Here is a 2,284-nt window from a genome sequence, read left to right as displayed (position 1 = left end):
CTCCGGCCGCACCGGTGATCACGAAAACGATGTCGTCGGCCCGCGGCGCCCGCCCGCCGCCGAACGCCCCGCCCGGCCCGCCGGCGCCGCCAGGGCCGCCAGCGCCGCCGCCCGGACCTGCTCCGCCGCCCTCTTCCGCATCACCCGGGGCTGCGCCTCCGGCCACCCCCGCGGCCGCTATCCCAGTGTCGGGGGCCACGGGCCGCGGCGGACCTTCGACCCGGAACCCGATGCGCGCGCCGAAGGGCGGGTTCTGCGCCGCGAACACCCTGTGGCCCACCGAGCCCACGCCACCGCCGCCGGTACGCGGCGCGTAGAGCAGCGCCGGCTCCACGGCGAAGACGTGTGACGGCGCCCCCAGGATGCTGTCCGTCAATCCCTCGAGCGGCCCGATGTCCATCGTGTAGATGCTCCGCCCATGCGTGGCGGCCACCAGAACCCGGTCGCGCGGGTGGATCACCAGGTCGTGCACCGGCACCGGGGGCATCCCGGTCATGAGGCGGCTCCAAGCCTCGCCGGCGTCGGTCGAGACGTATGCCGCCAGCTCGGTGCCCACGAACAGCATGCCGCGCCGCCGGGGGTGCTCCCGGACCACATGCACGTACTCGCCCTGCGGCAGGTTGGCGCCGATGCTCCGGAACGTCCGGCCGAAATCGGTGGTCACGAAGACGTAGGGCCGGAAGTTGTCGTCGCGATGCCCGTCGAAGGTGACGTACGCCGTGGCGCTGTCGAATGGAGACGCCTCCACGCGGCTCACCCACGTCTTTGGCGGCACGCCGGCGAAGCGGGTCGTGAGGTTCTCCCAGGTCGTTCCGTCGTTCCTGGTGAGCCAGACGTTCCCGTCATCGGCACCGGCCCAGAGGATGCCCGGCCGGATCGGCGACTCGGCCAGCGTAGTGAGCGTGCCGTGGGTCTCGGCGCCGGTCGCGTCACGCGTGACGCCGCCGGTGGCGACCATCGACGTCCGGATGCGCATCGTGTCGCGGGTCGAGAGGTCGTCGCTGATCGGCACCCAGGCGTCACCGCGGCTCACCGACTTCCACACCCGGTGCCCGCCGAGATACACCGTGCTGGGGTTGTGACGCGAGAGGAAGAACGGCGTGGACCAGTTGAAGCGGTTCCGCATCGCCCACGCGGTGTCCCGTGCGATGCGCACGCGCAGCGAGTCTATCACCCGTTGCTGCGTGGGCGTCGCCGGGACCGTGGTGTCGCCGCGGGCGATGATGATCGAGTCTTCGAGCGGACGATTGCCGCCGCCGAAACCGCCACCACCGCCGCCACCACCGCCGCCGCCGGGACGGATGCCCCGCGACTCCCAGGTGCGCAGGTTGCGCCGCTGGATGTTCCCGCCCTGCGACTCCGAGTAGACGATGTCCGGGTCCGTCGGGTCGATGGCGGAGTAGAAGCCGTCACCGCCACCCACGTTGATCCAGTTGGCGTTGGTGATCCCACCGGTCGGCGTCCGGCTCGGCCCGCACCAGGTACCGTTGTCCTGGAGGCCGCCGCACACCCAGAACGGCTTCTGCATGTCCACGCCGACGGCGTAGAACTGACCTACCGGGATCTGGAGGATGGCGTCGTAAGTGCGCCCGCGATCGAATGTCTGGGCGATGCCGCCGTCCTGCCCCACGATGTAGTGGTCGGGGTCGCCGGGGTTGATCCACATGGCGTGGTAGTCCACGTGGATCCCCTGCCCCACCCGCCGCAGGGTGCGGCCGCCGTCATTCGAGTAGCGCAGCTGCGTCGAAGCCCAGTACACCCGCTCTGGATTGCGCGGGTCCACGCGCACATTGGAGTAGTAGAACGGCCGGTTGTTCTCCGAGTTGATCCGGCTCCACGTCTGGCCGCCGGTGTTCGACCGGAAGAGACCTGACTGGAGCCTCTGGCGTCGGGTCGAATCAGGCACGAAACCGCGCCGCAGCGACTCGGGGTTGGGGTTGCTGTCGGCCTCGATTATCGCGTACACCACCTGCGGGTCGCTCGGCGCGAACGCCACGCCGATGCGGCCCAGCGTGGTGGTGGGAAGGCCGCTGTCCGTGACCCTGGTCCAGGTGGCGCCGCCGTCGGTCGAGCTCCACAGCGCCGAGCCCGGCCCACCGCTACGCAGGAAGTACGGGCCGCGCACCCGCTCCCACGACGCGGCGATGAGATGGTCGGGATAGGACGGGTCGAGCGCGAGGTCCACGAACCCGGCCCGGTCACTTTCGGAATTGAACAGGGCCCAGGTCTGACCGCCGTCGGTGGTCCGGTTGATCCCGCGCTCCCGGTTCGGTCCCCAAGTGTG

The 2,284-nt window shown here is 70.7% G+C and carries 1 protein-coding gene; it reads right to left on the bottom strand.

Features of this window, described 5'->3' with window-relative positions; genetic code table 11:
* The coding region (locus Q8Q85_06830; GenBank protein MDP3773967.1) for a hypothetical protein at window positions 1-2,284 on the bottom strand (2,284 nt) is incomplete at both ends.

The sequence above is a fragment of the Gemmatimonadales bacterium genome, from assembly GCA_030697825.1.
Classification (GTDB): Bacteria; Gemmatimonadota; Gemmatimonadetes; order Gemmatimonadales; family JACORV01; genus JACORV01.
Note: the sequence above shows the minus strand (reverse complement) of the source record. Positions and strands in the feature narration are given on the sequence as shown.